This window comes from Roseibium sp. AWQ4_254 (assembly GCF_056161025.1).
Map to the genome: position 1 here is coordinate 120,215 of NZ_JBSWYH010000005.1, position 24,808 is coordinate 145,022.

Sequence of the window (24,808 nt, forward strand, 5' to 3'; positions counted from 1 at the left end):
TCCAGTCGCGCTCAAACATCAAAGCTTTCAGTGCAAAGGTCGCACGTTCCCTGCAAATTACGCTGGGGGTCCCGATAAAAAATACCTTGGGATGAAGGGTAAGGGATCTACACGCAAAAGAAAGACCGGGTCTAACAGAAGGCCCGGTATTCTTGTCAAATATGCGTGATAGTCTGATGGGCGAAACGGTTTGCCCGCGGCGAGGGAAGGGCTCAGGCCTGTCCCGCCACCATCAGGGCAAAGGCCTGGTTGAGGGCGACCTCCTTCAGCCGGTCGAACCGGCCGGAGGCACCACCATGGCCTGCTTCCATATTGGTCTTCAGCATCAGAAGATTGGCGTCTGTCTTGGTGGCCCGCAAACGGGCGACCCATTTTGCCGGTTCCCAGTAGGTCACGCGCGGGTCGGTGAGCCCGGCAATGGCCAGGATCGCCGGATAGGCCTTGGCCTCCACATTGTCGTAAGGCGAATAGGAGGCGATATAGGCATAGGCCTCCTTGTCCGTGATCGGATTGCCCCATTCGGGCCATTCCGGCGGGGTCAGTGGCAGAGTGTCGTCCAGCATGGTGGCCAGAACATCGACAAAGGGCACTTCGGCAATCAGGCCGCCGAATTTCTCCGGGGCCATATTGGCGATGGCGCCCATCAGCATGCCGCCGGCCGATCCGCCCTGGGCGATGATGCGCTGATGGGTGGTAAAGTTCCCGGCAACCAGATGGTCAGCCGCTGCGATGAAGTCGGTGAAGGTGTTCTTCTTGTTCTCGCGCCGCCCGCCCTTGTACCAGCGGAAGCCCTTGTCCTTGCCACCCCGGATATGGGCAATGGCGTAGACAAACCCCCGGTCCACGAGCGACAGGCAATTTGTGTTGAAGCTGGCTGGAATGGTGATGCCGTAAGAGCCATAGCCGTAGAGCAGCAGCGGTGCGGAGCCATCCAGCGGTGTGTCCTTGTGGTAGAGGATCGAGACCGGCACGGTCTCCCCATCGGCGGCCGGGGCCATCAGCCGCCGCGTCACATAGTCGGCGGCGATGTGGCCGGACGGGATCTCCTGTTCCTTGCGCAGCACCCGGTCACGGGTTTCAACATCATAATCGAAGGTCTGCGATGGGGTCGTCATTGAGGAATAGGTGAATCGGATCGAGGTCGTGTCGTATTCGTAGCTGCCGCCAAAGCCAAGCGAATAGGCTTCCTCGTCAAATTCGACGGAATGTTCCAGGCCATCGGCCAGGCGGTGGATGACGATGCGCGGCAGGCCGTCTTCGCGCTCCAGCCGTGCCATGAAGGTCTTGAAGACACAATGGGCGAGGATCAGGCAGCCAGGTTTGTGTGCGACATAGTCTTTCCAGAACTCCCGGCCTGGGGTCGCCTTTGGCGCGGTAACGATCTTGAAATCTTCTGCGCTGCCCAGATTGGTGAGGATATAGAGCGTGTCACCGTGGTCATCGACCGAATATTCCACGCCCGTGTCGCGCGGCGCAATCAGCTGGGGCGGGGTTTCGGGCAGATGGGCCGGGATCATCCAGACTTCGGAGGTTTCGTGGTCATGGATATCGATCAGGATCGTTTCGCCGGACTGGGTCTTGCCGACCCCCATGAAGAAGCCGGCATCCTTTTCCTCGTGAACCAGAACATCTTCGGCCGGATCGGTGCCGATCTTGTGGCGGAAGAGCTTTGAGGGCCGGTGATTGCTGTCGAGGCGGACATAGAACACGAATTTGCTGTCGGCGGAAAAGACGCCGCCGCCGCCCGTGTCTTCAATGCTGTAGTCCAGATCCTTGCCGGTGGCGGTGTCGCGCAGCTGCAGGGAATAATATTCCGAGCCCTTGTCGTCATAGGCCCATGCCAGCAGGGTGTGGTCCGGCGACTGGCTGGCCCCGCCAATGCGGAAATAGGCCTTGCCGTCCGCTTCCTTGTCGCCATGCAGCAGGATCGTTTCCTCGCCGCCCTCCCGCCGGGTGCGGAAGAAGATCGGCTGCTGGCCGCCGGTCTCATACTTCATGCCATAGGCATAAGGTCCGTCCGGGGCGGGCACGGAGCTGTCATCTTCCTTGATGCGGCCACGCATCTCTGCAAAGAGCGTCTCCTGAAGCGCGCTGGTGGTGGCCATGGCTTCCTCCTGGTAGGCGTTTTCAGCCTCCAGATAGGCCCGGATGTCAGCGTCCAGCACGGCCGGGTCACGCATGACCTCTTGCCAATTGTCCGCCCGCAGCCAACCAAAGTCGTCCTGCCGGGAAATGCCGTGGGTTTCAAGGGTGACGGGGCGCGCTTCGGCGCGGGGAGGCAAAGTGCTTTTGGTCATGGCCAAGCAGGTAGGATTTTTGAGCGGTCATGGCAAGATGGGATTTCCTGCCGGCCAGAGACAGGAAGGCCCTATTTGTAGACGATCCGGTTGCGCACCTTGTCCAGGTTCAGCTTGTCCAGAGCCGGGCTGCCCGCCTTGATATAGAGTGTTGCTTCGCTGGCGTGCACTTCACTGACCGGCAAACTACCCGGGGGAACCTTTTCAAGAAGAATTTTTGCGGCCATTCGCGCCGCAGCTTCTCCCCGTTCCCGGTATTCCGTCCCGAAGGCCAGCATTATCCCTTCTGTCACATAGGCGGTTGAGGAGCCGATACTGACCAGATCAGGCGGGACGAGCTCTGCGATCGCTTCGGCATGTGCAGCAAAAGATGAAGAGGCTGTCACATAAAGGGCGCCGACGGATCGGAGCTGCGGTTTCAGGGCCGCGATCTGCAGGTCCTTCTCATCTGCATCGGGCGAAAACCGCAGGCGCACCGCCTTGATGCCAAGCGCTTCGGCGGCTTGGGTCAGCCGGTCCGTTTCGGCAATCGCATTGGGTTCGCGGGGATCGAACAGGATGGCAACGGACGAAAAACTGTAGATCTTGCGCAGCAAATCCAGATTGGTGTCCGGGGACAGAGACATCTTCACACCGGTCAGTCCGTCCGGAGGCTGGTCCAGGGAGAGCACCAGTCCTGCGCCAACCGGATCAGCCACAATATTGAAGACATGAGGCACGCCGCCTGCACCGAAATTTTGAACGGTCAGGCTTGCGGTTGTCCCGAATGTGTAGATCAGGTCCTTTGATTTCAGATGGTCCAGATTGTCGCGCAGAAACCGGGCCAGCTCATCCTCACTTCTGCGGGCATCGAAATATTCAAAGTCAGCGTCAACCCCCAAGGTTTCAAGCTTGCGGACAAAGCCGTCCTCCGCCTCAGTGGTGCCGCGCCAGGTGATGATCAGGATGGACTTTGCATCCGCCCATACCGGAGCGGCGCTGAAAGCGGAGATCAGAAGAAATGCTATTGTCAGCCGTAGAAACACAATACTATCTCTCGGTTGTGAATCTTGTTTCTGCTTATTTTTCGATAAATACTGTAAGGTTAATGATATTGTTTTGATTGATATTATCAACCGGCATTCAAAAATTCTTTGGATGTATAAATTTTTGATTGGAATCTTAGGGTTGCTTTTGTTTTAAGTGTATTATTTCGAGTTACAACTTTTTGTGTTAACTATTGACAGGCGCTTCGGAATTCGACACACACAAAGGGATGGTTCTCGTATCCGGAGACGGATCGGGATTAAAAGGGAACACGGTGCGGCGTAGCCAACAGGCACCAAGTCCGTGACTGCCCCCGCAACTGTGAGCGGAGAGCAAACCTGACAACACCACTGGGGATGCCCGGGAAGGTTCAGGTGCGCAGCGACCCGCAAGTCAGGAGACCTGCCATATCACCCATAACTTCAACCCGGACGGGGTGTTCCGGAGGAGCGGATGACATGGCATCACATATGATCCCGGCCTGGCCGGACATTCGGTTCTTGAAAGCCCCGTTTGGTCGCGGAGGGCGATATGAGCCGGAGACGTTTCCAAACCTGTGACCCCTGCGGAGATCCGCCTGGGCTGGTCTGTGCCTCGAGCAGCCGCACCGGGCGGGCCACCTGTGCGAACGGACAGGAAAAGCTGCTTGCGCCGTCCGAAGATCGTAATGTAATAACATTACAAATTTCATCTCGGCTTGACCTGCCCGCATGCGTCCGTGTGCCGGCACACAAGCTGTTAGCGCAGAGCAGGGGCACATGAAGCAGGGGCAGCCGGGCCTCCGGACCACGCAAGGCCTTCCAGAACAATCGGGAGGGCCGGATGGCCGCCCCGGGCCGGAGCTGATCACGCAGCTTCTGCATTCATTGCCGATTGGGCAGACCGGAGAGGCTGCGTCTGGAAAAATTCCGGAGTTTGATCTGTCCGGCCTGGCCTTTATGGCGGGCTGCGACCGGCCCGGCAAGGTTGCCTTCAGCGTCAGGGACAAAGCAGCCTGTTTTTTCGGGGACATCGATCCGCAGCCGGATATCGGGGATCTTGTTGCCTTTGCTAACCAGTACCGGGAGCCGCTGGATGGCTGGTTCAATTCCGGCACGCGGCCGGGCAAGCCGCGCGGCGCTGGCAGGCAGTTCCTCTGTTTAGCCTGTGAAGCTGCCCGAAACGGCGGAGCTGCCATGGGGGGCCAGCTATGACGGGCGCGTCGCTTTCCGTGAAAGAAGCCAGCTGGGCCACCGGGCAGGGCACGACCATTCTTAGATCGGTCAGTTTCGATCTGGCGCCGGGGCAGGTGCTTGGAATTGCCGGGGCCAATGGGGCTGGCAAGTCGACCTTGCTGCGGCTGTTATATCGGTTTCACAGGCCGAGCTCCGGCATGATCCTGCTCGATGGGGCTGATCTGTGGAAACTGTCTGCCCGGCAGACCGCGCGCAAAGTGGCTGCTGTTCTTCAGGAGCAGCCGACTGATTTTGCCTTGAGCGTCCACGAAATCGTCTCGCTCGGCCGCAGGCCCCATGGCAGCGGCTTTGCCGCTGCCGGAAAACGGGACCGGGAGATCACCGGGGCGTCTCTAGAACGCATGGGGCTTTCGCCTCTTGCCTCCAGATCTTTCGGGACCTTGTCCGGGGGGGAGCGCCAGCGGGTGATGGTGGCAAGGGCCTTGGCCCAGGAGCCGCAGCTGCTTGTACTGGATGAGCCGACAAACCATCTCGACATCCGCCATCAGCTAGAGATCGTTGCCCTGATCGGCAGTCTCAACATCACCATTGTCACAAGCCTGCATGATCTGAATCTTGCCGGGCGGGTCTGCGACCGGGTTCTGTTATTGCACAAGGGCAGTGCTGTTGCCTTTGGTCTGCCCGAACAAGTGCTGACCCCGACCCATATCGAACAAGCCTATTGCGTTCAGGCGCAGCGCCAGAAGCTGGTGCCGGGCAATGAGCCGCATCTGACTTTTCACCTTTGAAACTCTGGAGTTCTTCATGAAACGACTGGCCCTGTGTCTTGCCGCCTCGCTGTTTTCCGCCCAGGCATTTGCCGAAACCACTGTCCGCAGCTGCGACCGGGATGTGACGTTTGACCATCCACCGAAGGCGGCGGTCTCCCATGATGTCAATCTGACTGAAATGATGCTGGTTTTGGGCCTGCGCGACCGCATGGCCGGGTATACGGGCATTTCCGGCTGGAAGACGCTGGATGAGGACATGCGCGCGGGCGTGGCCAAGCTGCCGGAACTGGCGGCCAAATACCCGACCAAGGAAGTGCTGGTCGGCGCAGATGCGGATTTCCTCTTTGCCGGCTGGAATTACGGCATGAAAGTGGGCGGCGAGGTGACGCCGGAAACCCTCACGCCCTATGGTATCAAGGTCTATGAACTGACGGAATCCTGCATCCATATTGGTGACAAACCGAAGGTCTCCATGGAGGACATGTATAATGACCTGCTCAATCTGGGCCGGATCTTTGACGTGGAAGACAGGGCTCAGAAGCTTGTGGACGGATATAAGGCCGAGTTGGGAAGCTTCAAATCGACTTTAAATAGATCAGATAAAACATTGAAAGTTTTTGTCTATGACAGTGGAGAAGATCGGCCGTTCACAGCGGGCCGCTACGCCATGCCGACTGCACTGATCGAGGCCGCAGGCGGGGTCAACATTCTGGATGACTTTGACAAGAGCTGGGCGAAGGTCGACTGGGAAACCGTGGTGGAAAAGAACCCGGATGTGGTCGTGATCGTGAATTACGGCAATGTGACTGCGGACCAGAAGCGGGCGTTCATGAAAACCAATCCGGCGCTGGCACAGATCAATGCGGTGCGCAACGACCGGTTTGTGACGCTGGAATATGTGGAAGCAACGCCGGGCCCGCGCAACATCAAGGCGGTGAAGAAACTGGCTGCGGCCTTCTGGGGAGACTGAGCCTTGCTGCAACGCCCGGCTCCTCCCTCGCAGGACCCAGTCACAGACTCACTCCCGGTCAAAGCCTCCAGAGGGGGCTTTGCGCTTCTTCTGGCCGCCGGGGCGGGCGTGCTGCTGGTCTCGGTGGTTCTGGCCGTCTCCGTCGGGGCGGTTCCGGTTGCCCCCGGTACGGTCTTCGGTGTGGTGGCCAACAAGATGCTGCCCGGCCTGGTAGAGGTCACCTGGTCGGCAGGCCGGGAGGCGATTGTCTGGAACATCCGCTTGCCGCGTACCCTTCTGGCCGCCTTTGTTGGAGCCGGGCTGGCGATTGTAGGGGCTGCTCTGCAATCGGTGACCCGCAATCCCCTGGCAGATCCCCATCTTCTGGGCATTTCCTCAGGCGGTGCGGCCGGGGCCATTCTGGCGCTTTTGCACACGGGGCTGTTTCTGGGGCTTTTGACCGTTCCCCTGATGGCGTTTGCCGGAGCGCTGGCAGCCACTCTGGTGGTGCTGGGCGTCACCCGCTTTGCCTCTGCGACCAGTGCCGACCGGCTGGTGCTGGCCGGGGTGGCGGTTTCCTTCATTATCATGTCCTTTGCCAACATCTTGATTTTTCTCGGAGATCCGAGAGCCACGCACACGGTGGTTTTCTGGATGCTGGGTGGGCTGGGCCTTGCCCAATGGAGCCATCTGCTTTTTCCCCTGGGCATTCTGGTGCTGACCGTGCCCTACTTGCTGATCAAGGCTGCGGATCTCAATGCCATGACCATCGGGGATGAGACAGCGTCCACCCTTGGCATTCCCGTCGCCCGGTTCCGGCTGGTGGTGTTTACCGCAGGTGCACTGATCACGGGTGTGATGGTCGCATTCTCCGGAATTATCGGCTTTGTCGGCCTGATGATCCCGCATATCGCCCGGTTTCTGGTCGGAGGAAATTACAGCCGTGTTTTGCCCATCAGTCTGCTCCTGGGGGCAATCTTTCTGGTCTGGGCGGATATGGCCGCACGCACGCTGATGGCGCCGGAAGACATGCCCATTGGCATCCTGACGGGCCTGATCGGCGGTATTTTCTTCATCTGTCTGTTGCGTTCAAAGGCAGGGCGGGGCTGACACGCGCGTCTTCAAACAGGGCCGGGGCGCCGATTGGCCCCCGGCTTGTTTCCATGTTGCCGGTCAGGCGTCTGAGCTTTTCAACGCTGCCAGATTGTCTGACAGGAAGCTGGCAAGAGATGTTGCCGGATGGCCGGTCAGGGTCTCCAGATCGGTGGATTGAGTGCTGAGATCACCCTCTGACGCGCCCCGGTCTGAATCGGCCAGGACCTTGGCAAAAGCCTCTGGCAGGCCCGCAGCGGTCGCCAGCATTCCGGCATAGTCGGCTTCTCCCATATTGCTGAAGGGAATGTCGCGTCCCGTCTGGCTGGAGAGTTCGGCAGCGAATTCAGCCATGGTGAAGCCGGGCTGGCCGCCCAGTTCATAAATGCGCGTGGACAAGTCGTCCCCGGCCACCACCTTGGCGGCTGCTTCTGCATAGTCTGAGCGGCTGGCAGCGTTGATGCGGCCGTCTCCGCTCGCGCCTGCAATCGCCCCATGCTGTAGGGCGGCCGCGACCGTGCCTTGATAATTTTCAAGATACCAGCCATTGCGCAGCACCACATGGGCAAGACCGCTGTCTTTAAGGTAAGTTTCCGTTGCAACATGTTCCTGAGCCAGGATCATGCTGGAGCGGTCCGCGTTCAAAAGACTGGTATAAACGATAAAGGAGACGCCTGCGCTTTTGGCAGCATCGATAACAGCGACGTGCTGGGGAGTGCGTTGCCCGATTTCGGACCCGGAGATGAGCACCAGCCGCTCGACGCCTTTCAGCGCTTCCGGCAAGGTGGCCGGGTCATTGTAATCGGCTTTTACGACTTTGACGGTGTCGCTTGCCAGATCCGCAGCCTTTTCCGGCGTGCGGACCAAAGCGCGGACGGGTCCGCTGGTCAATTGGGCGAGATGCTTGAGAACAAGTCGGCCAAGCTGGCCATTGGCGCCGGTAACTGCAATCATTTTCTGTCTCCTGTTGAATGGGTGCACCGTTGAATCGGCTCGGATAACTCCCATGTAGACGATGTGCTTACTTTTTGTTAGTACGTACAAAAAGGTTAGTTTTAAGAAACTTTGGGACAGCAGATGAAAAACACGTCAGAAGAGAGAAAGAGCGCCGATCCTATGCCTTATCCGGCAGAGGGAACCGGGCTGGCCCTGTCGGAGCTGATGCGGCGTGGCGTGCTGTTCAGCGGGAAGTGTCCGTCCCGGGATGTTCTCAAACACCTGACCAGCCGCTGGGGCGTTCTTGTGCTGATTGCTCTCCTGGAAAAGGACCGGCGGTTTTCCGAGCTGCGCCGGACCATTGAAGGGGTGAGTGAGAAAATGCTGGCACAAACCCTGCAAACGCTTGAGGCGGACGGCTTTGTCGACCGGTTTTCCCACGCGGTGGTCCCGCCCCATGTGGATTACAGTCTGACCCCGCTCGGGCGCGAAGTTGCCATCAAGGTGCGTGATCTGGCCGATTGGATCGAGGTGAATATCGGCCGTATTCTCACCGCCAAGGCCGAGCGGCGGGCGGAGGCAGAAAGCGCTGCTTAGAAGCGGAGTTTTCTGACAAGACGGTCAGAGGGAAGAGGGACAGCCGGCCTGTTCGGCCGCGCGCAGCTCTTTTTCTGGGGCCGGTTTTCTATGTGCTGCTTTATATGACCGGCATTCCCGGGCCGCGCCCGGTGCCCTATGGGACCGGTTTGCCGGAACCGGCCTGATGACCTGGGCGCTGTTCGCGGAGGTTTGATCAACACTTTTTGATTGGAACATCCTCTGACACAAAGCGCTTTGAGTGCCCACAGTGCGGGCCTGACCGCACAACGTTCGGCAACAGCGCTTGCGTCCCGGCCGGTCTTACGGCGATAGTTCCGGCTGCGGGCAGACAAGAACAATGGCGGTTTTCCAGCCTTTCCGGTGAACCGATCGGCTGCCCTCAGGATTTGATGAGTGATTTCAAAGTGTTGTTGTCTTCGTGAAACGGGATGCAGCCTGTGTTCTTGGAACGGGAAGAAAACCTCCAGCAATTGCGGGATCTGGAGGAATTGGTCCGCCGCTCGGGAGGGCGGATTGCCTTTGTCTGCGGTGAGGCGGGCATTGGCAAGTCGACGCTGATCGAGCGCTATGTGTCCACATTGGGCTCTGGACAGCGCCAGGCCATGGGCCTGTGTGATCCGCTCCATGCGCCCCGGCCCCTGGGGCCGGTTCAGGACATGGCGTTTCAGCTCTTCGGGCCGGTGGCTGAGGGAACGCTGGAAGATGCCTGCTTCGGCGGGTTCGTTCAAAAACTGCAGGCCCAGCCGGTGCCCGTCGTGCTGGTGATGGAAGATCTGCACTGGGTTGATGACCGGACTTTGGACTGGCTGAAATTTCTCGGGCGCCGGATCGCCGCCCTGCCGGTCTTTCTCATCTGCAGCTACCGGGAGGATGAAGTGGGTCCGGATCATGGGCTGCGCTCGGCAATCGGCAATATTCCGGCCGGGCGCAAGACCCGTATGCCGTTGGCGCCACTGTCTCTGGACGCGATCCGCAAACTGGACTTTGCCAATCGCTACGAGCCGGAAAAGCTGCTGGAAGTCACCGGCGGCAATCCGTTTTTTCTGACCGAAATGGCGGCGGAGACGGCCCCGGACGGGGAGATGCCACTGTCGGTGGCCGATGCGCTCGACGCCCGCTTCAATGGCTTGCCCGCACCAGTCATGCGGTTTCTGGAGACCGTCTCGTGCTGGCCCGGTGTCATCCCGTTTGCCTGCCTGCAAGCCCTGGACAAGGAAGAGAGGCTAGCCGGGCCCGGACTGGCGTTGCAACGCCATTTTCTGGTTGATGCGGGCCGGGGCTACAAATTCCGCCACGAACTGGTGCGGCAGGCTGCTTATTCCCGCCTGTTGCCCCATCACAAGATTGCGGCTCATGAGTTGTTTCTCAAAGGTCTTCTGGCGCTGCCGGAAGACCCGCCGCTCGACATGGTGGTTCACCATGCCCAGGGCGCCCAACGGGAAGACATTCTTGTGGAGTATGCGCCAAGGGCCGCCCGTCAGGCTGCCGGGTTTGGTGCTCATCGGGAGGCGGCGCGCTATCTGGAATATGCGAAGGATCTGGTCCAGCAGGACCAGGACGAGCAGGCTGCAGATATCCTGGAAAGCTGGGCTTATGAAGCTGGCCTGTCGCAGGCCATTGATGAAGAGGTGATTGCCGCTCAGCAGGCCGCTCTTGCCATCTGGAAAAAGGCGGGACGGGCCGTGCGGGTCGGCGAAAACCTGCGCTGGCTGTCCCGGTTTGTCTGGTACCGGGGGGAGGGGGAACTGGCGGAGGACTATATCCGTCAGGCCATTGAGGCGCTGGAGGGGGAAGCCCCCTCGGCGGCCACGGCGAAAGCCTATGCCCTGCGCGCCCAGTTTTTCATGTTGCAGGACCTGATGGAGGACGCGGTCCTCTGGGGGGAGAAGGCTCTGGCCGTTGAACTGCGCTTCCCCGACCTTGAAACCCGCGCGCATGCGCTAAACACGGTCGGATCTGCCAAGCTGTTCCGGTGGGACAGGGACGGGGAGGCCTTGCTGCGGGACAGTTTGTCCTTGTCTCTGGCCCACGGCTTTCACGAACAGGCGGCCCGCGTCTATACGAACCTGTCCGAATGTCTGATCGAGTTGCGGGATCTGGACGCGGCTGAGACCCTGCTGGAAGAAGGAATTGCCTTTGATCTGGCTCATGATCTGGATTCCTGGACATATTACCTGATCGGACGCAAGGCGCAGCTGCGCTTCGAGCAGGACCGCTATGACGAGGCGGCTGCAATTGCCCGAGATGTGCTGGAGCAGGAAAACCAGACCCTGCTTATGCGTCTGCCTGCCTTGCTGATCCTTGCAAGATCCTTGATCCGGCTGGGGGAAGCGGAGGGACAGGAGATCCTGCAAAGGGCCCTTGAAGGCGCGGAAAAGATCGGCGAGCCGCAATATCTTGCTGCCGTCTGGACCGCTGCGCTTGAGCTGGCGGTTTTGAGCGCAGATGAAGAGGCCGCCCGGGATTTGCACGGCAAAGCCGGTGCGTTGGGGGAGGATCTTCTCAGCCCGCGCAAATTGGGGGAGTGGCTGTTCTGGTCGCGCCTGGCCGGTCAAACAGTGGCGGTGGATTTGGCCCGCAAGGCACCGGACCCGTTCCGGCGTATGCTGCAAGGCGAGGCCGCTCTTGCCGCTGACCAGTTCTCAGCTGAAGGTGCGGCCTATTTGTCTGCCTGGAGCTTGACGCTTTTGAAGGACGCAGCTTTCCAGCAAAAGGCGGACGGGATCTTCAGTCAGATTGGCGCCCAGGCGGCGCGCAAAAGCCTGCGGCGGATGATCGGTGGGGATCGTGCCGGAGACGTGGCGTTGCCAAAGCTGGCCCGGGGACACTACGGAGCCGCAAGACGCCATCCCTATGGGCTGACCGGCAAGGAGCAGATGGTGCTGCGCCATCTGGTGGACGGCAAGAGCAACAGGGCAATTGCCGATGAGTTGTCCCGCTCGCCCAGAACGGTTGAAAACCATGTGGCGTCGATCCTGTCCAAGCTTCAGGCGCAAAGCCGTCTTGAGGTGATCCTCAAGGCCCGCAATGAGCCGTCTCTCCTGGCGGCTCAAGCGGACGCCTGACAGCGGGAGACTGTAGGGCATCCGGCCTCATGAAACGCTGTCCGGGGGTGTCCTGCTTGTGAAATTTGCGTAGCTTTACTCAAGACCGATCACGGGTAGGGCGCTAGGGTACGCGGACCGGGTCAACCCTCATCCACTCAAGGGGAGCGACGTCCGGTTGCAACGGGACCAGCGATCTGGTTTCCGGCACGGGAGCGTGCAGAAGACTTTGGGCCAGATGCGATTGAGCGGCTTGACGCTGCCTGAACGTTGCGGCTCTTTCTTCCGCAAGCCCGAAACGCTCCTGTGTGCCAGCGTCTGGCAGCGCCTGTTCCTGCTGCCTTGTGCCCCACTGCACCGACAGGGCCGGATCGGCGAGTTCCGGTTCGGCCCTTGGCCGGGTGGCCTTTTGTCTCGTTTGAGTTTTGTCTTACTCTGGGGCCCCCTCTGGACCACTGGATTTTGCCGGGCGCCTGCCGCCATGAACGAAATTCATGGCATGCCCGTTCAGGCAATATCTCAGACCGGTCGGCTTTGGCCCGTCAGGGAACACGTGGCCAAGATGCGCATCGCATTTGCGGCAGCGGATTTCCGTGCGCACCATGCCATGGGAGCGGTCTTCCAGTTCCCGGATGGCATCGGGATGAACGCTCTCAAAGAAACTTGGCCAGCCGCATCCCGCATCAAACTTGGTGTCCGACATGAACAGCGGCGCATCGCAACACACACAATCATACCGGCCAACCAGCGTGTTGTCCCAATAGGGGCCGGAGAACGCGCGTTCAGTGCCCGACTGGCGGGTGACATAGAATTGCTCCGCCGTCAGCTGGTCCATCCATTCGGCAGTTGTTTTGCGAACTTGAGGTGTGTCTTCGTCAGGGCGGGAGATATCGTCGCTCATCTTTGATTGTCTCAACCTTTAATCCGTGGGGCAGATAGGAGGCGATCAGCCGGGCCGCAACACATCCTTGAACCATGCCTGTGTGTTGCTGCCGGACAGGGCTAGCGGGTGAGGGTGTTCATGACGGTCTTCACCCGGTTGCCGCCCTCCTGACGGGCCTCGAACATGCAGTTCTCGGCGGCTGCCACAATAAAATCCGCGTTTTCTGAAATGCCGGTCTGCTCGGCCACCGCACAGGCGGCCCCAACCGAGGCGGTGACGATACCGCTTCCCTCCGTGTTACCGGGATTGGGAATGCCCAGATCCTCAATGGCCACCTGAATATAGGCACTGATGGTCTCGGCGCCCATTTCGTGGGTTCTCGGCAACAGCAGCGAGAATTCAGACGAGGCGGTGCGTGCCGTGATATCCGCCGGCCGGCGTGCGGTCTGTTTCAGGACATCTGCCACTTTGGTCAGGCAGTCTTCTGCCACCCCCGGGCCGTGCGCGTCCGCCAGCGCGTCGAACCGGTCGAGCGTTACCTTGATCAAGGTGGTATGGGTCTTTTCGCGCAGGGCCACGGCCCATTCCCGCTTCAGGTTCTCTTCAAAGGCCCGGCGGTTGTAAAGGCCGGTCAAGGTGTCGGTCTGGGATGCTGCTTCCAGCAGGCCCTCCAGCTCGCGCTGTTTGGCAATGCTGCGGAAAAAGACGGCGAAAGCATAAGGGGCCTTTTCCTGGTTGGTCAGCACATGGGTGCTGACATCCACCCAGACAAGCCGCCCGCCATCGGATCTCACCTGAACCTCGGTGGCTGGCAGCGGCCCGTTCGGGTCGCCGCTGCCGGACAAGATCTTGTGGAGCTCGTCCGCTTCCGGATTGGAGGCTTCGACATAGACCAGGTCGCTCAAGCGCTCGGCGATGCTGTCCGGGCTCCAGCCAAAAAGGGTTTCTGAGGCCGGGGAAATATAGGTAGGGGATCCGTCGAGCCCGAGCAGCATCACCGCGTCCTTGCTCAACCCGACGATGGTTTCAAAATCAATGCCGGATGGCCGGAGCAGGTCCGGTCCGGTCGAAGGAGTTGTGTTGCCGTCCAACGCCATATTTGCCTCACTGAGCATTCCGATCGCACCGCCGTCTGTCCCGATCCGGTGACACGCCAAAGGGACAGGGCGCAAGGACACTCCAGACCAGTATGCGGTCTGTGGACCAGCAGGACGCCCGCTTAGGCACAAGAGGCACGCGGCGTCTCCATCCAGCGCGCCCTTACTTGTCTTTTCAGGCCTGAGGCCGCTGACAATCCCTTTAGATCCTGCGGCTGTTCCCGTTTTGCCGCCCTTTTCTTTCCGACCCGGGGATTGCCAAACCGGCATTCTCTTCATGGTCAGATGGGCTGCTATCCCTCAAATCGCGACCAACTTCTGACTTGGACAGACCTCGGCTTCGCTGTTCCAAACTCAACGGTATTTGAGGTGTGAAATCAAGTGGCTTTGCTGCCCGGGTCCGGGCGCCTGGGGCGGAAGTGGCGCGGACTTGGTTAATTTGCACAGTTTGACCTTGTCGATCGCGTTCTGAAACCAGAACATTGGGCTGCGATATCCTGCCTGTTTTAGCTTCCGCAACGTCGTGAATGCGTGGTGGGAATTTCATGGGGTTAAGATGTTTAAAGTCAAGTGTTGAAGGAAATTAAAATCTTGCCGGAAAGGCTTGAAGACGTGAATTCTTATGCCTAAGACATGTCATTAATCTTCCTAACCGTTATTATCTAGCGGGAGGGTGTTGATTCGATCAGGTTGACATCAGTCGTTTTAATTCAAAACGAAACGAAAGATCAGTATGACGCCAGCAGTGATTGACGACACTACTTTATACGCCGTACTGGCCCCGTTCGCCGCAGCCGTTGCAGCTCCTTTTCTTACACGCTGGTTCAAACACAACGCCGCCTGGCCGCTGGCGCTGGTTCCAGCTCTGATCTTCCTGCATTTCGCCGGCTTTATTGGGCCGGTTTCGCAAGGGCAGAGTTTCGTGGCCGCCAAGGCCTGGGCGCCCAGCTACGGGATCAATTTTTCCGTCTATGTGGACGGCCTGTCAACGCTGTTCGGCCTGCTGATCTCCGGCATTGGCACCTTCATCATTCTCTATGCGGGGGGGTATCTGAAGGGGCATCCGCAGCAGGGGCGTTTCTTTTCGTTCCTGTTCCTGTTCATGGGCGCCATGCTGGGGCTTGTGCTCGGCAACAACCTGATTTCCCTGTTCATCTTCTGGGAGCTGACCTCGATCACGTCGTTCCTGCTGATCGGGTTTGATCACCTGCGGGCCGCGTCCCGCCGGGCGGCCATTCAGGCGCTGGTGGTGACGGGCGGCGGCGGGCTGGCGCTGCTGGCCGGGTTCATCATTATCATCATGGCGACCGGCGAAGTTGAGATGTCCGTTCTTCTGGCCTCTCCGGAGATCATCCAGGACAGCGATTTCTATCTGCCGGTCTTTCTGCTTGTGCTTGGCGGTGCCTTCACGAAGTCAGCCCAGTTTCCGTTTCATTTCTGGCTGCCCAATGCCATGGAAGCGCCGACACCGGTCTCCGCTTTCCTGCATTCGGCCACCATGGTCAAGGCTGGGGTCTATCTGCTGATGCGCATGCATCCGCTTTTAGGCGACACGCCTATGTGGATGACGGTTCTGCCCCTGTTTGGCGGAGTGACACTTCTGGTGGGCACGATCCTGGCCGTGCGCCAGACAGATCTGAAACTGATGCTTGCCTATACGACCGTGGCCTCCCTCGGCCTGCTGGTGATGTTGACGGGCACCAGCGACGAGAAAGCGCTTGAAGGGGCGGTGCTTTATCTGCTGGCCCATTCCCTGTTTAAAGGCGCCTTGTTCATGGTGGCCGGAACAATCGACCATGAGGCCGGCACGCGGGATATCACCCGGCTGGGTGGCTTGCGCAGCGCCATGCCCGTTACTTTTGTAGCGGCGGGGCTGGCGGCGCTCTCCATGGCCGGTCTGCCGCCCTTTATCGGCTTCATCGCCAAGGAAATCCTTTATGATGGGACCTGGGACTGGACGGCATTCGGACTGGTCATCACCTGTGTTGCCGTCATCGGCAATGCGCTGATGCTGGTGATTGCGGCGGCCATTTCCATCAAACCGTTTTTCGGGCCCAAGGCCGAAACACCCAAACATGCCCATGAAGGGCCGGTTCTTCTTTATGCAGGGCCGGTTGTGCTGTCGGTCACCGGGTTTGTGCTGGCGCTGATGGCCCACACAACAGGAGTGCTGTTCATCAGCCCGACCCTGTCGTCCCTTGTGGGAACTTTCACCGAGATTGACCTGCATCTGGTGCCGACCAAAATCAACGAACCGGTGATCCTTTCCATTATTACAGTTGGCCTCGGCATTGCCCTGTTCACCCAGCTGGACAAGCTCCGGGCACTGGTCGCCTCGGTGCTGACAGGTATCGGCTGGGGGCCGGACAAGGGCTTCGACCAGTTTGTCTGCGCCATCGTGCATGTGGCATCTTTGATCACCCGTCTCCTGCAGGGCGGCAAGATGCAGAACTACATGCTGCTGACCTTTGTCTTTGCGGCGGCCGCCACGTTTGCGCCCGGCTTTCTGACCGGCAGCCTGCCGGCCATGCCGAAAATGCCGGAATACCGGTTCTATGAATGGGGCATCCTGCTGATTGCGTTTCTGGGGCTGATTGCGGTTCTGGCGGCCCGGACCCGCCTGAACGCGATTGTCTCTCTCGGCATCCAGGGCTTTGCCGTGGCGCTGATCTTCATGATGTTCGGGGCGCCGGACCTATCCTTCACCCAGTTCATGGTGGAAACCCTGTCGGTGGTCATCCTGGCCCTTGTGATGACGCGCCTTAATCTTGCGCCCAGCGATCACCGATCCGCTGTGTCGAGTGTGGCAACCGGCGCGGTGGCCATCGCGCTTGGGCTCGGCCTGACCCTGACCATGCTGGCCATCGTGCAGCAGCCCTTCGACAGCACCCTGTCGGACTTCTTCACCGAGTTCAGCCGCTCGATTGCCCATGGCCGCAACATCGTCAACGTGATCCTGGTCGATTTCCGCGGCTTTGATACGCTTGGGGAAATCGCCGTGGTGGTGCTGACCGGACTGTGTGTGCTGGCGCTGATCCGGGTGCGCCCGAACTGGGGCGAGCCCCCGAAACCTCCCGCTGACGAAGCGGCCACGACCCAGACTGCGGAGGCCCGTTGATGCGTACGATCATTTTCCGCACCATTGCGCCTTATCTGGCCGCTCTGATGGTCCTGTTCTCGATCTTCGTGCTTCTTCGGGGCCACAATGAGCCGGGCGGGGGCTTTATCGGCGGCCTGATCGCTGCCTCGGCGCTTGCCATTTACGGGATCGCCTGTGGCGTTGCACCGGTCCGGCGGGCCATCGTGTTCCACCCGATGGGCATTTCAGGCTTCGGTCTTTTCATCGGTGCGCTGGCCGGAGTGTTGTCCTTCTTCAAGGGGCAGGCCTTCATGACCAGCCAGTGGCTGATTTTTGATCTGGTCGACAAGGAAATCGCCCTGTCGACCCCACTCATCTTTGACATCGGGGTCTATCTCGTGGTGGTCGGGGCCATCGGATCCATTGCCCTTGCGCTGGAAGAAAGGGAGGCGGACTGATGGAAACGGGGGTTGCCATCCTGATCGGACTCTTTTTCACGGTCGCGGTCTATCTCATGTTGTCGGACCAGTTGGTGCGGATCCTTCTGGGGATCGCGATCCTCGGCAATGCGGTGAACATGCTGATCTTCACCAACGGGCGCCTGACGCGGGAAATCCCGCCGCTCATTCCCTCCGACCTCTATACACCTGCGGTGGAGACGGCCAATCCGCTGCCGCAGGCGCTGGTTCTGACTGCGATCGTGATTTCCTTTTCCTTCTTCGCCTTCCTTCTGGTGCTCGCCTTCCGGGCCTATCAGGAGCTGGGCACCGATGAAGTGGACAAGATGCGGATCGCCGAGCCTGACAACGAAAAAACTCCGCCGCAAGGGTACTAGACTTTATGGCCGGTTCTTCTGTTTCCGTTGATATTGCTGATGCGATGCTCACCACGCCGGTTCCGGCGGGAGACTGGCTCGTCGTGGCGCCTTCGCTGATTACCATGCTCGGCGGGGCCCTGTGCCTGATGCTGCGTAAGGACACTGATCTGCAGCCCAGGCTCGGCATCGCTTTTCTGGGGGCGCTGGTGCTGGCAAGCCTGGCTCTTCTGATCCGGGTTCTGGATCAGGGTGTCATCACCATGGTCATGGGCAACTGGCTGCCGCCCTTCGGCATTGCCGTGACCGCTGATGCGCTGGGGGCGACGCTGACGCTGATCGGGTCCATCGTGGCCTTCTGTGCCGGTCTTTATGGCATGAAGACGGTCAACAGCTCCGGACGCCGCTACGGGTTCTATCCGTTTTTGCTGCTGCTCATGACCGGTGTATGTGGCTCCTTCCTGACGGCGGATATTTTCAATCTCTATGTCTGGTTCGAGGTGCTGCTGATCTCGTCTTACGGCCTGCTGGTCCTGGGCAACGAGAAGATCCAGCTGGACGGAGCGGTCAAATACGGGGTGCTCAATCTGGTGGGCACCAACCTGTTTCTGATCGCAACCGGCCTGCTCTACGGGATTTTCGGAACTCTCAACATGGCCGATATCGCGCTCAAGGTGTCCGAGCTGGAAAATCCGGCCTCCGGCACGTTAGCGACGGTCGCGGCGCTGTATTTCCTGGCCTTTGCAATGAAGGCGGCGGCCTTTCCGGTCAATTTCTGGCTCCCCGCCTCCTATCACACGCCGAACATTGTGGTTTCGGCGGTCTTTGCGGGCCTTTTGACCAAGGTTGGTGTCTATGCCCTGATCCGTATCTTCGTGCTTATTCTGCCCGCTTCGCTCAGCTACATGGCGGACATGATCGCACTTGTCGCCATTCTCACGCTTCTGACCGGCGCTCTTGGGGCCTTGGCCCAAAGCGAGCTCAGGCGTCTTCTGGGCTATCTCGTGATTGCGGGCATCGGCTCGATGCTGGCCGGACTGGCTGTCGCCTCCAGCAGCACCGAGGCGGTTCTGGCCGTGTCCGGCGTGATTTTCTATGCGGTGCATTCAATCATCGTGATGACCGCGCTTTATATGGCCGCCGGGATCATGAACATGATGAGCGGCACCTATGACCTGCGTCAGCTGGGCGGGCTCTACCAGAAAAATGCCGCCTTTGCCGGGGTGTTTCTGGTTCTGTCCTTTGCGGTTTCCGGGCTGCCGCCATTCTCCGGCTTCTGGCCCAAGATCATGCTGGTGGATGCGGCCTTCAGTGATGGTCGCTTCTGGCTGGGGGCCGCGATCCTGGTCAGCGGCTTCCTGACGACCCTCGCCATGGGCCGGGTCTGGATCTATGCCTTCTGGCGGGGCGGTCCGGAAGGCACGGCCGATGGGCAAAGCGTTGCGGTGGAGGGGACGGCGCAGCAGCAACTGGCGGGCGGAGCGGTCTGGCTGCCGCTTGGGGTGCTCACTGCGCTCGTCATCTATTTCGGGCTGCAGCCGGAATGGATGCTGGAACTTTCTACCCGGGGGGCGAGCGGTGTTGTTGACCCGCTTGGCTATCTGCGGTCGGTCTTGGGAGGGCAGGGATGACAGGCCTCTTTCTAATCAACATCCTCATGGCGTTGGCCTGGGGAGCCGTGACGGGCAGCTTCGCCGAGATCAATCTTTTCTTCGGTTTTGTGCTCGGCTTCGGAGTTCTGTTTGTCATCCGTGAGCAGATCGGCACCTCGGCCTATTTCCGCAGGATCGGCAAGATTTCCGGGTTGGCGGCCTTGTTTGTCTATGAACTGGTCTTGTCTGCCTGGCGGGTTGCGATGATCGTGCTGCGGCCGAAGATCGATCTGGAGCCCGGGATCATTGCCTTTCCGCTCACGGTCGACACCGACTTCGAAATCTCCATGCTGGCCAATCTGATCACACTGACACCGGGGACCCTGTCCGTGGATGTCTCGGAGGACCGCAAGACGCTCTACGTCCATTGCATTGATGTTCCTGACCCACAAGCGACCATTGAAGTGATCAAGAACGGGTTTGAGCGCAAGATCATGGAGGCGTTCAGATGACCGTACCGGAAATGTTCGCGGCGCTGTTCCTGGCGGTTTCGCTCAAGATCTCCCTGGCTATTCTCACGGTCTCCTTCCTGATCATCGTGTACCGGACCGTGAAGGGGCCAAGCCTTCCCGACAGGATTGTCGCGCTGGATATGCTGGTGGCGGTGGGGATCGGTTTTATTGCCGCGATCGGTGTTTTGACCGGAATTTATCTCTATATCGATATCGCGATCACCCTTGGCCTCGTCGGGTTTCTGGCAACGGTCGCTTTCGCACGCTTCGTCCTCAACCGGGGACTTGCCGGGGACGAAACGATCATGGACGAAGTGAAGGAGAGTATTGAGCGCAGGGAGGCAGGGAAATGAGTGCCGTTGTCGATATTGTAACCGGCATTATGCTGGTAACCGGTGCATTGTTTGCTTTTGTTGCTTCCCTTGGCTTGATCCGGCTGAAAGACGTCTATATGCGCATGCATGCAGCTTCCAAGGCTGGCACGCTCGGGTCCGGGCTGATGCTTCTGGCTTTGGCCGTTGAGGCGGGGGATTTGTCGCTGTTCACACGGGCGGTTGCCGGTGTGGTGTTCTTTATGCTGACGGCTCCGATCTCGGCGCATTTGCTGGCCAAGGCGGCATATGCGGCAGGCTACCGCACATGCGCGGACACAAAAATCGACGAACTCGCGGACACGGTCCGCCCAAGAGATTGACATGAGGCGCATAGCTGCCATGCGATCCTCGAAGACTGTCGTATGGGAATACTGTCCTGTTTTTGACGTTTTCGATTTTCATGAAATAGTCGGTATTATTAAAAACTAATTTTTATTGGCTGTTAGGCATTTTTATTTGTTTTTCGGGGTTGTGCGAAGTGCAGAGCGCCTATATAAGGCAGAGACAATCACCTGCAAAGTAGAATCATTTTTGATTTCTAACTCCGTAAGTAACGTCTTTTTTCGGACGTTTTCGGAGTGAAATATTTGCAGGTTAAAACCGAAGCTGTATCCGAATTTAGAAGAGAACGGGTGGAATATGACTGACAATCCGGTGGATGCTAATCTGATTGATCTTACCGCAGACATTGTGTCCGCATATGTAAGTAATAATACGGTGGCTTCAACTGACTTGCCGAGCCTGATCAACGACGTCCACGGCGCATTGCAGAAAACAGCATCCGCATCCAGCGAGCCGGAGCCAGAGCCGCTGAAGCCCGCTGTGCCTGTTAAGAAGTCGGTCATGCCTGATTACATCATCTGCCTTGAAGACGGCAAGAAGTTCAAATCCCTCAAGCGTCATCTGCGCACCCATTATAACATGACCCCGGAAGAGTACCGGGACAAATGGGACCTGGGCGCTGACTACCCGATGGTGGCGCCGAACTATGCCGCTGCGCGTTCTGAACTGGCCAAGAAGATGGGCCTTGGACAGCAGCGCAAGCGCTCCAAGTAAGTCTGTCGTGTCTCGCACGATTTGAAGAGCTGCCCGGCCGGGCAGCTCTTTTTTTTGTTTTTGCGTTGAAATCTTTGATTTCAGGCAGCGAAAGACAAATCGGGTCAAGGGCGACTTGCTCCGGCGATGGATGCCACCAGCCCGGTTTCCTTGCCGTGAGGGCTTTGCTCCAATGACAAGGCGCTGTGGCGTTTGTCAGGCCGCGGTGAGGGCGCTTTGGGCATCGGCGCGGATGCGCCCGACCATGGAGCGCAGGCCGTTCGACCGCTGCGGGGTCAGATGGTCCTGAAGGCCGAGCTTCGCAAACACAGCTTCCACATCCGTATCCAGAATGTCCTGGGCGGTCTTGCCGCTGAACAGGCTGGTGACAATGGCCACAAGCCCCTGAACGATCAGCGCATCACTGTCGCCCTTGAAGCTGAGGACAGGCTGGCCATCTGGGCCCCGAGCCACCGAGGTGACAAGCCAGACCTGGGAGACGCAACCGGGCACCTTGTAGTCGTCGGTGTGCTCCGCATCGCTTAAGGCGGGCAGGTCCTTGCCCAGATCGATCAGGTATTTGTAGCGGTCTTCCCAATCGTCGAGAAAATCGAATGTGTCCAGAATATCTTGAATGCTTGTGGTCATGACGCCCGTCTTTAAAGGTCAGTTCCCGCCTTGATATAGCCCCTGGCCTCGAAAGTGCAAATGCGGCCCTGGGGTCGTGAACCTGTTTGCTCAAGGCTCCTTGGCGTGAGGATGCGCGAAAGGGGGAGGGGGGAGGGCTTCAGGTCTGCGGTTGGTATGACGTATCGGGGGACGCGTGAAGACGGCGGGCAAGAAAACACGCCGCAGATGAAATGGGCAGCTATCCATCTGCGGCGCAGCGGTACAGGCCGCTGAAGTTAAGCCGTCGTTGCTGCGGTTCTGGCAGCATCGCTCTCGCGGGGTGCAAGGTGCCGGTGTGTGGGAGATGGCTCTCCCCACCAGCGGCTTTTAACTCAGGAATTTCCGCCTGAGCGTGGTTTGGGCCGGGGAACCGGGCCGGTGGCAACCTCCAGGGGGGCGGCTGTTTCTTCAGCTGCGGGCAGGCTTTGGCCAGCCACTGCGGCCGCCATGTCCCTGGAAGATATCTTGGATGTGGAGCCCGTCACCAGATCATCGCCTGCCGGCTGGCTGGCAATCTGGGTGTCGAGAAACTCATAAACAATCCGGGCGCCATCTCTGGCCCGGCTGCCAATGGCTGTCAGGGCATTGCCGCCCGTCTCGCAGGCATCGGCATTGCGGGCGCAAAAGCCGCCAATGTCGGACACTGTGGCCTGAGCCGCCAGGAAGGCGGACACTGGATCTACAGCGGCGCTTTGCGGTTCTGTGGTGCCTTTTTCCGAGCCAAGAGGAATCAGAACCAGCACCAAGGTGAGCCAGAAGGCCGTCCTCAGAAGAAAGAACATGTTGCTACCCATTCAGTCTGTTCAAAGCCCGTGCTCCTTTTGGCGGAACACTTGTTATGAGCACAATCTAGCAAACAGATGAGAATGCCTGGTTGAGCGGGAAGATTGGATTTTCGTAAAATGAATCAGGTATTTGACTTAAGTTTTCTGATAATTTGATTCAAATTTTATCTTTCTCCGTAGAACTGCCTGAAAATCTGAGGATTTGAAGTTTTTTCGCCCTTGGGATTCATCCTTTATCCTTCCTTAAGCGCTGAACCTGACAATGCCTGTACAGGAGTTCCTAGCGGAAGAATCCGCGAGTTTCGTGTGGAAGTGTATAGTGCGTAACCTTCTGAAAAAATTGAAAGATTTTGGAAGTCTTTTGGCGGTACGTGTCGACGGGATGATTCACCCTGAGGCAGCGGCCGATATTTTTCTTGCGCCTTTGCACCGGTCTTTCCTGATCAGTTGTTTTGTCAGTGGTACGGCCGCTCTCTTTATCCTGCCTCTTCATCTGGCGTTTGCCGGTGCGCCCCACGCGGCCACCTTGCTGGTCATGACCTGGATGCTGAGCCAGTGGCCGATTGCTCATTTCCTGTCGCGCACAGGGGCCTTGAACAAGGCAATTGGCCTGTCCTCCGGGTTGTTTGCCTGTTTTGTATCGGCCATCTGCCTGATGAGCGGCGGCGAAAGCTCATTTGCGCTGCTCTGGCTGGTTATCCCGATTGTTGAATCCGCTTTCGCGACCGAGCGGAAGGTAACCCTTGCCATCAGCGGCTTTTGTCTGGCGTTGTTTGCCGGGGTGTGCCTTCTGGCCGGGCAGGTGGCAAGCGTTGTCAACTTGCCGCTGGAGGCGCGCATTGTCGCCTCTTCGGCAGCGCTCTTTTATGCTGGAATGCTGGTTGTGCGCATATCGATGGATCGTGGGCTTGCCCGCCATCTTGTGTCGGCCGCAGAGGTGCGCCGGCAGACGATCTGCAGCAATCTGTCCGAAACGCTTTGCTCCGTCTCGCCCGATGGCCGGATCTCGGTTCTTGGCGGGCCGGTGAAAGAAATGGTCGGTGTCAAGCCGAGCGAGAGTGAGCGGGACTGGCTGTTTCACCGTCTGCATGTAGCTGACCGTCCCCTTTATCTGACCAATCTGGCGGATGTGCGGCTGCAGGGCGACGTACAAACGTTCGACGTGCGCCTGCGCACCGGATCAGGACGCCCGGGCGATTTGGGCAAGGCCGAGTACGCGGTCTTCTCATTGACCTTGCGCCCCGCAAATTCCGCAGACGGAGAGGAGGAGAGCCGTGAGCGCACGCTTCTTTTGTCTCTGCGTCCGGCGGCTAAGGATATCGGAGAAGCCAGTCTACCGGCTGTTGAGGACAGAACCCGGCGCGGAACAGACACCCGCTGGACCATGATTGAAGAGGCCGGAACAGCTGCGCGGGATCAGCTTGCCGAGATCGTAGACTTGGCTTCCATGGTGGAAGATCAGGAGGAAACCCTCTGCAATGGCAGCCTTCACAGGTCGGTTCAGCGGATCCGCACCGCCGGGAAGAGCAGCGCTGACTCTCTCAATGCGATTCTGGATCTGGTGCCGGAAGCGCCACTCGCCACCTCGGCTGCTTGTGGCCCGGTGAATGTGCGCGCCTGCCTGGACCACAGCAGCAATCTGATTCGCCCGCTCGCAGACCGGCAAGCCGTCGGGCTTGATGTCTCTGCAGCTGATGATTTGCCAGATGCCTTTGCCGAAAAAAAGGCCTTTCGCCAGTCCCTGCACCTGATCTTGTCCGAACTGGTGGAAACCGTTGGGGCAGGGGGGCAGGTCTTTGTCGAAGCGGCTGTGGCAGGCGAGGAGATTGCGGTGCATTTTGACCCGGTCAACCGGTCTTCCAGTTTGCATTGGCATGCGGAAGGGTCGCGATCTGTACTGGATCAGGCGGGGGCTCTTCTGGTAAAGACGGGGGCAACTCTCAAGATCCAATCCGCCCTTGGCCGGGGCGAAAGTGTCCTTGTTCTTGTGCCCGCCAGCCAGAACGGGGCGCGTGGTGAGGCCGGTTCGATGCCGGTCTTTGATCCCGGCCGTCTGGCGGTCCCGGCATAGGCAGCGGC

22 protein-coding genes and 1 riboswitch are annotated in these 24,808 nt (G+C 59.0%); of the genes, 15 read left to right on the forward strand and 7 right to left on the reverse strand.

Features of this window, described 5'->3' with window-relative positions; all coding sequences use genetic code 11:
- Nucleotides 1-212: 212 nt before the first annotated feature.
- A complete protein-coding gene (locus tag ACXAIC_RS05420) occupies nt 213-2,297 on the reverse strand; it encodes a S9 family peptidase (protein WP_475174457.1) in 2,085 nt (694 codons plus the stop codon).
- A gap of 71 nt (nt 2,298-2,368) precedes the next feature.
- The gene (locus ACXAIC_RS05425; RefSeq protein ID WP_475174458.1) at nt 2,369-3,322 is read right to left on the reverse strand and encodes an ABC transporter substrate binding protein; all 954 of its coding nucleotides are present in this window, start codon (nt 3,320-3,322) and stop codon (nt 2,369-2,371) included.
- 214 nt (nt 3,323-3,536) lie between these two features.
- Nucleotides 3,537-3,747: riboswitch (cobalamin riboswitch) on the forward strand.
- Nucleotides 3,748-4,081: 334 nt separating this feature from the next.
- On the opposite strand from ACXAIC_RS05425, the gene ACXAIC_RS05430 reads away from it, so the two are divergent.
- The 4 genes from ACXAIC_RS05430 to ACXAIC_RS05445 all read left to right on the forward strand — a co-directional run bounded on the left by ACXAIC_RS05430 (nt 4,082) and on the right by ACXAIC_RS05445 (nt 7,327).
- Nucleotides 4,082-4,516 carry a DUF1636 family protein gene (locus tag ACXAIC_RS05430; RefSeq protein WP_475174460.1) on the forward strand — a complete coding sequence of 145 codons (435 nt, stop codon included), beginning with the start codon at nt 4,082-4,084 and terminating at the stop codon, nt 4,514-4,516.
- Nucleotides 4,513-5,286, forward strand: a complete 774-nt coding sequence (locus tag ACXAIC_RS05435) for an ABC transporter ATP-binding protein (RefSeq protein WP_475174462.1) — start codon at nt 4,513-4,515, stop codon at nt 5,284-5,286. The genes ACXAIC_RS05430 and ACXAIC_RS05435 overlap by 4 nt, the downstream gene beginning before the upstream one ends.
- A 16-nt stretch (nt 5,287-5,302) precedes the next feature.
- On the forward strand, nt 5,303-6,238 hold the full coding sequence (locus tag ACXAIC_RS05440) for an ABC transporter substrate-binding protein (RefSeq protein ID WP_475174463.1): 936 nt from the start codon (nt 5,303-5,305) through the stop codon (nt 6,236-6,238).
- 90 nt (nt 6,239-6,328) lie between these two features.
- Entirely contained in the window at nt 6,329-7,327 is a 999-nt protein-coding gene (locus tag ACXAIC_RS05445; protein ID WP_475174606.1) for a FecCD family ABC transporter permease, read from the forward strand.
- A 63-nt stretch (nt 7,328-7,390) separates the two neighbouring features.
- Here the strand turns inward: ACXAIC_RS05445 and ACXAIC_RS05450 are convergent, their stop codons facing one another.
- A complete protein-coding gene (locus ACXAIC_RS05450; RefSeq protein ID WP_475174465.1) occupies nt 7,391-8,263 on the reverse strand; it encodes an SDR family oxidoreductase in 873 nt (290 codons plus the stop codon).
- A gap of 123 nt (nt 8,264-8,386) precedes the next feature.
- Here ACXAIC_RS05450 and ACXAIC_RS05455 point away from each other — a divergent pair, with 123 nt between their 5' ends.
- Together ACXAIC_RS05455 and ACXAIC_RS05460 are read left to right on the forward strand one after the other, a co-directional pair.
- Entirely contained in the window at nt 8,387-8,842 is a 456-nt protein-coding gene (locus ACXAIC_RS05455; RefSeq protein WP_475174467.1) for a winged helix-turn-helix transcriptional regulator, read from the forward strand.
- Between the two features lie 431 nt (nt 8,843-9,273).
- A complete protein-coding gene (locus ACXAIC_RS05460; protein ID WP_475174469.1) occupies nt 9,274-11,910 on the forward strand; it encodes an ATP-binding protein in 2,637 nt (878 codons plus the stop codon).
- A 409-nt stretch (nt 11,911-12,319) separates the two neighbouring features.
- On the opposite strand, the gene msrB is transcribed toward ACXAIC_RS05460, so the two are convergent.
- A complete protein-coding gene (gene msrB, locus ACXAIC_RS05465) occupies nt 12,320-12,790 on the reverse strand; it encodes a peptide-methionine (R)-S-oxide reductase MsrB (protein WP_475174470.1) in 471 nt (156 codons plus the stop codon).
- 101 nt (nt 12,791-12,891) lie between these two features.
- Entirely contained in the window at nt 12,892-13,869 is a 978-nt protein-coding gene (locus tag ACXAIC_RS05470) for a GGDEF domain-containing protein (protein ID WP_475174472.1), read from the reverse strand.
- 733 nt (nt 13,870-14,602) lie between these two features.
- On the opposite strand from ACXAIC_RS05470, the gene ACXAIC_RS05475 reads away from it, so the two are divergent.
- The 8 genes from ACXAIC_RS05475 to ACXAIC_RS05510 all read left to right on the forward strand — a co-directional run bounded on the left by ACXAIC_RS05475 (nt 14,603) and on the right by ACXAIC_RS05510 (nt 21,296).
- Complete coding sequence (locus tag ACXAIC_RS05475; RefSeq protein ID WP_475174474.1) at nt 14,603-16,987, forward strand: putative monovalent cation/H+ antiporter subunit A; 2,385 nt, start codon at nt 14,603-14,605, stop codon at nt 16,985-16,987.
- Nucleotides 16,987-17,406 carry a Na+/H+ antiporter subunit B gene (locus tag ACXAIC_RS05480; protein WP_475174476.1) on the forward strand — a complete coding sequence of 140 codons (420 nt, stop codon included), beginning with the start codon at nt 16,987-16,989 and terminating at the stop codon, nt 17,404-17,406. The genes ACXAIC_RS05475 and ACXAIC_RS05480 overlap by 1 nt, the downstream gene beginning before the upstream one ends.
- Nucleotides 17,406-17,783, forward strand: a complete 378-nt coding sequence (locus tag ACXAIC_RS05485; RefSeq protein WP_475174477.1) for a Na+/H+ antiporter subunit C — start codon at nt 17,406-17,408, stop codon at nt 17,781-17,783. Before ACXAIC_RS05480 ends, ACXAIC_RS05485 begins: the two co-directional genes overlap by 1 nt.
- A 5-nt stretch (nt 17,784-17,788) precedes the next feature.
- Nucleotides 17,789-19,393 carry a Na+/H+ antiporter subunit D gene (locus ACXAIC_RS05490; protein WP_475174479.1) on the forward strand — a complete coding sequence of 535 codons (1,605 nt, stop codon included), beginning with the start codon at nt 17,789-17,791 and terminating at the stop codon, nt 19,391-19,393.
- Entirely contained in the window at nt 19,390-19,866 is a 477-nt protein-coding gene (locus ACXAIC_RS05495) for a Na+/H+ antiporter subunit E (protein WP_475174482.1), read from the forward strand. Before ACXAIC_RS05490 ends, ACXAIC_RS05495 begins: the two co-directional genes overlap by 4 nt.
- Nucleotides 19,863-20,219 carry a cation:proton antiporter gene (locus ACXAIC_RS05500; protein ID WP_475174483.1) on the forward strand — a complete coding sequence of 119 codons (357 nt, stop codon included), beginning with the start codon at nt 19,863-19,865 and terminating at the stop codon, nt 20,217-20,219. Before ACXAIC_RS05495 ends, ACXAIC_RS05500 begins: the two co-directional genes overlap by 4 nt.
- Complete coding sequence (gene mnhG / locus ACXAIC_RS05505; RefSeq protein WP_475174485.1) at nt 20,216-20,560, forward strand: monovalent cation/H(+) antiporter subunit G; 345 nt, start codon at nt 20,216-20,218, stop codon at nt 20,558-20,560. Before ACXAIC_RS05500 ends, mnhG begins: the two co-directional genes overlap by 4 nt.
- Before the next feature lie 319 nt (nt 20,561-20,879).
- On the forward strand, nt 20,880-21,296 hold the full coding sequence (locus ACXAIC_RS05510; protein ID WP_475174486.1) for a Ros/MucR family transcriptional regulator: 417 nt from the start codon (nt 20,880-20,882) through the stop codon (nt 21,294-21,296).
- A gap of 195 nt (nt 21,297-21,491) precedes the next feature.
- Here the strand turns inward: ACXAIC_RS05510 and ACXAIC_RS05515 are convergent, their stop codons facing one another.
- Both ACXAIC_RS05515 and ACXAIC_RS05520 read right to left on the reverse strand, forming a co-directional pair.
- Nucleotides 21,492-21,923 (reverse strand): SufE family protein, encoded by a 432-nt coding sequence (locus tag ACXAIC_RS05515; protein ID WP_475174489.1) that lies wholly within the window; start codon nt 21,921-21,923, stop codon nt 21,492-21,494.
- A gap of 353 nt (nt 21,924-22,276) precedes the next feature.
- Nucleotides 22,277-22,726, reverse strand: a complete 450-nt coding sequence (locus tag ACXAIC_RS05520) for a DUF5330 domain-containing protein (RefSeq protein ID WP_475174491.1) — start codon at nt 22,724-22,726, stop codon at nt 22,277-22,279.
- Nucleotides 22,727-23,090: 364 nt separating this feature from the next.
- Between ACXAIC_RS05520 and ACXAIC_RS05525 the strand changes: the two genes are divergently transcribed.
- Nucleotides 23,091-24,800 carry an ATP-binding protein gene (locus ACXAIC_RS05525; RefSeq protein ID WP_475174493.1) on the forward strand — a complete coding sequence of 570 codons (1,710 nt, stop codon included), beginning with the start codon at nt 23,091-23,093 and terminating at the stop codon, nt 24,798-24,800.
- Nucleotides 24,801-24,808 lie beyond the last annotated feature (8 nt).

Excerpts from the sequence above, each read along its gene's own strand:
- ACXAIC_RS05420 (WP_475174457.1), bottom strand. The coding sequence starts at position 2,297 with ATGACCAAAAGCACTTTGCCTCCCCGCGCCGAAGCGCGCCCCGTCACC.
- ACXAIC_RS05430 (WP_475174460.1), top strand. The coding sequence starts at position 4,082 with ATGAAGCAGGGGCAGCCGGGCCTCCGGACCACGCAAGGCCTTCCAGAA.
- ACXAIC_RS05435 (WP_475174462.1), top strand. The coding sequence starts at position 4,513 with ATGACGGGCGCGTCGCTTTCCGTGAAAGAAGCCAGCTGGGCCACCGGG.
- ACXAIC_RS05440 (WP_475174463.1), top strand. The coding sequence starts at position 5,303 with ATGAAACGACTGGCCCTGTGTCTTGCCGCCTCGCTGTTTTCCGCCCAG.
- ACXAIC_RS05450 (WP_475174465.1), bottom strand. The coding sequence starts at position 8,263 with ATGATTGCAGTTACCGGCGCCAATGGCCAGCTTGGCCGACTTGTTCTC.
- ACXAIC_RS05455 (WP_475174467.1), top strand. The coding sequence starts at position 8,387 with ATGAAAAACACGTCAGAAGAGAGAAAGAGCGCCGATCCTATGCCTTAT.
- ACXAIC_RS05460 (WP_475174469.1), top strand. The coding sequence starts at position 9,274 with ATGCAGCCTGTGTTCTTGGAACGGGAAGAAAACCTCCAGCAATTGCGG.
- msrB (WP_475174470.1), bottom strand. The coding sequence starts at position 12,790 with ATGAGCGACGATATCTCCCGCCCTGACGAAGACACACCTCAAGTTCGC.
- ACXAIC_RS05470 (WP_475174472.1), bottom strand. The coding sequence starts at position 13,869 with ATGGCGTTGGACGGCAACACAACTCCTTCGACCGGACCGGACCTGCTC.
- ACXAIC_RS05475 (WP_475174474.1), top strand. The coding sequence starts at position 14,603 with ATGACGCCAGCAGTGATTGACGACACTACTTTATACGCCGTACTGGCC.
- ACXAIC_RS05480 (WP_475174476.1), top strand. The coding sequence starts at position 16,987 with ATGCGTACGATCATTTTCCGCACCATTGCGCCTTATCTGGCCGCTCTG.
- ACXAIC_RS05485 (WP_475174477.1), top strand. The coding sequence starts at position 17,406 with ATGGAAACGGGGGTTGCCATCCTGATCGGACTCTTTTTCACGGTCGCG.
- ACXAIC_RS05490 (WP_475174479.1), top strand. The coding sequence starts at position 17,789 with ATGGCCGGTTCTTCTGTTTCCGTTGATATTGCTGATGCGATGCTCACC.
- ACXAIC_RS05495 (WP_475174482.1), top strand. The coding sequence starts at position 19,390 with ATGACAGGCCTCTTTCTAATCAACATCCTCATGGCGTTGGCCTGGGGA.
- ACXAIC_RS05500 (WP_475174483.1), top strand. The coding sequence starts at position 19,863 with ATGACCGTACCGGAAATGTTCGCGGCGCTGTTCCTGGCGGTTTCGCTC.
- mnhG (WP_475174485.1), top strand. The coding sequence starts at position 20,216 with ATGAGTGCCGTTGTCGATATTGTAACCGGCATTATGCTGGTAACCGGT.
- ACXAIC_RS05510 (WP_475174486.1), top strand. The coding sequence starts at position 20,880 with ATGACTGACAATCCGGTGGATGCTAATCTGATTGATCTTACCGCAGAC.
- ACXAIC_RS05515 (WP_475174489.1), bottom strand. The coding sequence starts at position 21,923 with ATGACCACAAGCATTCAAGATATTCTGGACACATTCGATTTTCTCGAC.
- ACXAIC_RS05520 (WP_475174491.1), bottom strand. The coding sequence starts at position 22,726 with ATGTTCTTTCTTCTGAGGACGGCCTTCTGGCTCACCTTGGTGCTGGTT.